Annotated in this window: 5 protein-coding genes and 2 pseudogenes; 4 read left to right on the top strand and 3 right to left on the bottom strand. The window is 72.1% G+C overall.

Annotated elements, in window-relative coordinates:
- The 3 genes and pseudogenes from LFA75_RS23500 to LFA75_RS23490 all read left to right on the top strand — a co-directional run.
- Positions 1-217: DUF2505 domain-containing protein (locus tag LFA75_RS23500; protein WP_225236137.1), on the top strand; the 217-nt coding region annotated here is incomplete at its 5' end.
- Between the two features lie 844 nt (positions 218-1,061).
- A complete protein-coding gene (locus LFA75_RS23495; protein ID WP_225236136.1) occupies positions 1,062-1,436 on the top strand; it encodes a DUF4352 domain-containing protein in 375 nt (124 codons plus the stop codon).
- 127 nt (positions 1,437-1,563) lie between these two features.
- A pseudogene (locus LFA75_RS23490) lies at positions 1,564-2,007 on the top strand (DUF2505 domain-containing protein); the annotation flags it as partial.
- Between the two features lie 56 nt (positions 2,008-2,063).
- Here LFA75_RS23490 and LFA75_RS23485 read toward each other — a convergent pair.
- Entirely contained in the window at positions 2,064-2,588 is a 525-nt protein-coding gene (locus tag LFA75_RS23485; RefSeq protein ID WP_225236135.1) for a gamma carbonic anhydrase family protein, read from the bottom strand.
- A gap of 215 nt (positions 2,589-2,803) precedes the next feature.
- On the opposite strand from LFA75_RS23485, the pseudogene LFA75_RS23480 reads away from it, so the two are divergent.
- Positions 2,804-3,463, top strand: a pseudogene (locus LFA75_RS23480) (serine/threonine-protein kinase); the annotation flags it as partial.
- On the opposite strand, the gene LFA75_RS23960 reads toward LFA75_RS23480, so the two are convergent.
- Positions 3,379-3,639, bottom strand: a complete 261-nt coding sequence (locus LFA75_RS23960) for a hypothetical protein (RefSeq protein WP_263639434.1) — start codon at positions 3,637-3,639, stop codon at positions 3,379-3,381. The pseudogene LFA75_RS23480 and the gene LFA75_RS23960 overlap by 85 nt on opposite strands.
- Positions 3,640-3,650: 11 nt before the next feature.
- A partial coding sequence (locus tag LFA75_RS23475; protein ID WP_225236134.1) for a DUF3048 domain-containing protein occupies positions 3,651-4,521 on the bottom strand: 871 nt, incomplete at its 5' end.

Here is a 4,521-nt window from a genome sequence, read left to right as displayed (position 1 = left end):
CGCCACCGGCACCGTGCTGGTCACCACCACCCTCTTCGGCCGCGCCGTGAAGCTCGAGGCCCAGCGCCGGATCACCCCGGGCGCCACGATCACCAGCACCGGCAACTCGAAGGTCGACGCCCCGTTCGTCGGGCGCAAGGCCGAGGGTGCGGTCGACGAGCTCGCCGTCGTGGTGCTCAGGAAGGAGGCGGCGACCCTCGCCGGCCGGGTCGGCTGAGCCCCAGCAGGACGATCGGCACGGCCAGCAGACCGGCCAGCGCCGTCCGCCCGGTCCGCAGGTCCTGGCAGCGGTCGGCGATGTACTGCTGGGTCTCCGCGAGAGGCGATCTCACTTCTCAGGCGGCTCATGAAATTCGACGAGCAGACTCCCGGCGTCGCGGCAGAGGACTCAATGCTCCTGAACGATCATTGACCAACCCCGCCATGGCCGCGAACCCCTCGGTCACCGCCAGCTGATCTGTATGACGTGCTGACCGGTCAGCAGGCCATCCCACAACAACCGGCCCACGACGAGCGCCCCAGCCACCATCGTGAGGTGGCTGCGCATCCTCCAAGACCGCCGCGCTCCGTCGTTGTCCGCCGCTGCTTGGCCGGGGGCGCCGCATGCACGCTGGACCCGTAGTCAATCGAGGGCTACGAGCGCCGTTGACGAACTAGTCGTGGCCCTGCCATCCCGAAGCGCCACCGATGAGCGGAGATGGGCCTTGCTTTCTGCCGCAAACAGCTGTCGGCAGAATTTGCAGTCACGAGACACAGCGCGCCTCGCCTCGCCGTGCGGTCCTCCCTGCGAGCATCACTGCTCACTCAACGGGGGGATGAAGATGCGGCGGTCGGCAGCAATTGTCGCTGTGGGGGCTCTGTTGCTGGGGGGGTGCAGTTCGGGCGACTCGACGGAAGCCGAGTCCTCATCCACGACCCTCGCGCCTTACACCCCGGGTGAGGCCGTCCAGGACGCCAGGGAGAGCGAAGCTGCGGCACGCTCGTCCGCCGATGCGGCTGCAAGTGCGGCGTCTGCATCGGAGGCGGCTGCTGCGGCAGCCGTCAGAGCGCCTGGGGAAACAGTGAACACCCCAACCGGACAGACGGTCACCTACTACTCCATACAGCGACCGTCCGCTCAGTCTGCGCCGTCGCCGCAGGAGCCAGATTCCGAGTGGGTGTCGATCGATGTTCAGGTGTGCTACGACGCGACGGCACTCAATTTCGACAACAACCAATCATGGGTACTAATCGACGATAATAATGGAAACTACGGCCCGTCCAATACCGGATACAGTCAGTTTCCAGCGCCCAAGTTCCCGTTTGGTGACATCACCGTGGTGGCGGGGCAGTGCATCCGAGGCTGGATCGTCTACCCGGTCCTCGTCGATGCCACGATCGTCAACATCGCGTACTTGCCTTACGGGGCAACTTCGCCGGTGCGCTGGACACCCTAAACGCTCAATGCAGCACCACCACACAACCCGATCCCGCACGAGATCGGATTGCCCCCGCGTCGCGTGAAGAAGCGGGAGCGGGTCGAGTGCACTTGGCTGGGCTGCTCAACACCAATACGAGACCACCGTCCCCGCCACGCCCCAGGCCGTCGTCGACACGCTGACCGACGAGTCGTTCGTGCGGGCCGCGCTGGCCGACCTCGGGGCCGACGTCCGCGAGGTCACCGTCGAGGGGACGACGACCCGGGCGCGCTACACCGTGCCGACCACCGGCATCCCCGAGGCGTTCGCCCGCTTCGTCGGCGACCGGGTGGAGGTCACCGACGTCCGCACCTGGACCCCGGACGGCGACGGCGCCACCGGCACCGTGCTGGTCACCACCACCCTCTTCGGCCGCGCCGTGAAGCTCGAGGCCCAGCGCCGGATCACCCCGGGCGCCACGATCACCAGCACCGGCAACTCGAAGGTCGACGCCCCGTTCATCGGCCGCAAGGCCGAGGACGGAGTCGACCAGCTGGCCGTCGTCGTCCTGAAGAAGGAAGCCGGGTCCCTCGCCGCCCGCCTGCGCTGAGCTCGGCACGGATCCTGAGCAGGCTGGCGCCCGGAGTGCCCAAGATCCGTGCCGAGCTACCCGATCTGCTCGACGCCGGCGGCGTGCCGGCGGGCGAGCTCCTGGTAGATCGACGGGTTGCCGTCCACCCACTGCGCAGCGCCCGCCGACAACGGGCCCCGCACGCGGGCCGGGGACCCCAGCGCCAGCACCTCGTCGGGGACGACGACCCCCGGCGGCACCAGCGACCCGGCGCCGATCAGGGTGCGCCGGCCGATCCGGGCGCCGTCCTGCACCGTCGAGCCGTTGCCGATCAGCGCCTCGGCCCCGATGACGCAGCCGTGCACGACGCACAGGTGGCCGATCGTGGCGCCCGGCCCGACCTCGGTCACCGGGTCGTCGCCGCCGTGCAGCACCGACCCGTCCTGCACGTTCGCACCCTCGCGGACGACGATCGCCCCGAAGTCCGCACGCAGCACGGCGCCGTACCAGACCGAGGCGTGCGCCTCGACCGTCACGTCGCCGACCAGCGTCGCGGTCGGCGCGATCCAGGCGTCGGGGTGCACCTGCGGGGAACGGCCTTCGAAGGAGAACAGCGGCATGCGCGCAGCTTCACACAGCGGACCCCGCCGGGTCGGGGCACCGTTGTCGCCATGACGACACCGCAGTCCGACGAACCGCAGCCGCGCGACATCGCCCTGGAGCAGGAGACCGAGGACCAGGCCATCGACCTGGAGGAGCAGAGCGACCCGGAGTGAGCGCCGGCCGGACAGTCGCCGGCCGCTACCGGATCACCCAGGAGATCGGTCGCGGCGGCATGGGCGTCGTGTGGCTCGCCCACGACCAGGTCCTCGACCGCGAGGTGGCGGTCAAGGAGATCACCTTCGGCCCCCAGGTCAGCCCGACGGAGCGCGCGATCCTCTGCGAGCGCACCCTCCGCGAGGCCCGGGCGGCCGGCCGGGTGGACCACCCCGCCGTGACCCGCGTCCACGACGTGGTGGAGGAGGACGGCAAGCCCTGGCTGGTCATGGAGCACGTCCGCTCCCGGACCCTGCTGCAGCTGGTCCAGGAGCACGGGCCGCTCCGGCTGGACGTCGTCGCCCGGATCGGCCTGGACCTGCTCGACGCCGTCGCCGCCGCGCACCGCGAGGGCGTGGTGCACCGCGACGTCAAGCCGGACAACGTCCTGGTCGACGACGCCGGCCGGGCGCACCTCACCGACTTCGGCATCGCCACCACCACCGGTGACTCCAGCCTGACCGCCACCGGCACGGTGCTGGGCTCGCCGTCCTACATGTCGCCCGAGCGCGCCACCGGGCAGCAGCCCCAGCCGCAGGACGACCTGTGGTCGGTCGCCGCGACCCTCTACACCGCCGTCGAGGGCCGACCGCCCTACGACCGCGGCGAGCCGATGGCGACCCTGCTGGCCGTGGTGTCCGACCACCCGGCGCCGATGGTGCACGCCGGACCGCTGCAGCCGGTGCTGGCCGCGATGCTGGCCCGCGACCCGCAGCACCGGCCCACACCCGGGCAGGCCCGGGTCGCGTTCGCCGGCGTGCTGCAGGTCCCCGTCCCGCACGCCGCGACCGCCGCCGCACCGGCCGCCCCTCCCCCGGCACCGGGCTTGACCAGGATCAGGGTGCGCTCAGTCACGAGGCCGCAGCCTACGGAACGACCGCGACCGTCCCGCCCCCGGTGGGCACCAGCTCCACCCAGGTGGTCCCCGGGGCGAGCAGCACGGGGGTGCCGTCGGGGGCGGTCAGCACCACGGGGTCGCCGTCGGCGCCCTTGGTCCAGGTGGCCGGCACGGTGCGCCCGGCGGTCGCCACCAGGGCCTCTCCCCCGCGGCCGGCCAGCAGCGTCTCGGGCACGGCGTTGCCGGCCGGGTCGACCGCGTCGGTGGCCACGACCTCGACCCGCAGGACGACGACGTTGGTCGCCGTCACCCGTGCGCCGTCGGCCGCCGTCGCCGGGGTGCCGGACTCCGACCGCGCCCAGGTGCGGCCCACCGGGTCCCAGGTCCAGGACGGCGTGGCCTCCGGTGACAGCCGCAGGTCCAGCCCGCTGGCCGCGGTGCCCTGCGCCACGGTGGTCTGGGTGCCCGCGGTGGGGGCGTACCCGAACTGCGCGGCCGGTGCTGCCCGGTGGTCGGCGTCGGCGGCGGCCAGCAGCGGTGCCGGGTCGAGGTAGACGTTGTGCGGCGCCTGCCGGGGTCCCTGGCGGGCGAAGCCGTCGTCCCCGGCGTCGAAGCTGAACAGCTGCAGCCCGGAGTCGACCACGGCCGACAGGTACTGGCCCTGCCCGCCGGAGGTGGCGAAGAGCCCGTGCAGCGGGGCGGCGATCGCCGGGTCCATGGGGCGGGTGGAGCGCACCGGGCCGATGGAGGCCGGCAGCCGGGACTGGTAGACGGCGACGAACCGGCTGGTCCCGCCCTCCACGACCTGCTCCCACACGATGTCGGCCTCGGTGAGACCGGCCTGCGGACGCGCGATCGGCGGGTTCTCGATCTTCACCGCCAGCGCCGGCCGCGCCTCC

It is taken from the genome of Klenkia terrae (genome assembly GCF_900491935.1).
GTDB classification, from domain to species: Bacteria; Actinomycetota; Actinomycetes; order Mycobacteriales; family Geodermatophilaceae; genus Klenkia; species Klenkia terrae.
Note: the sequence above shows the minus strand (reverse complement) of the source record. Positions and strands in the feature narration are given on the sequence as shown.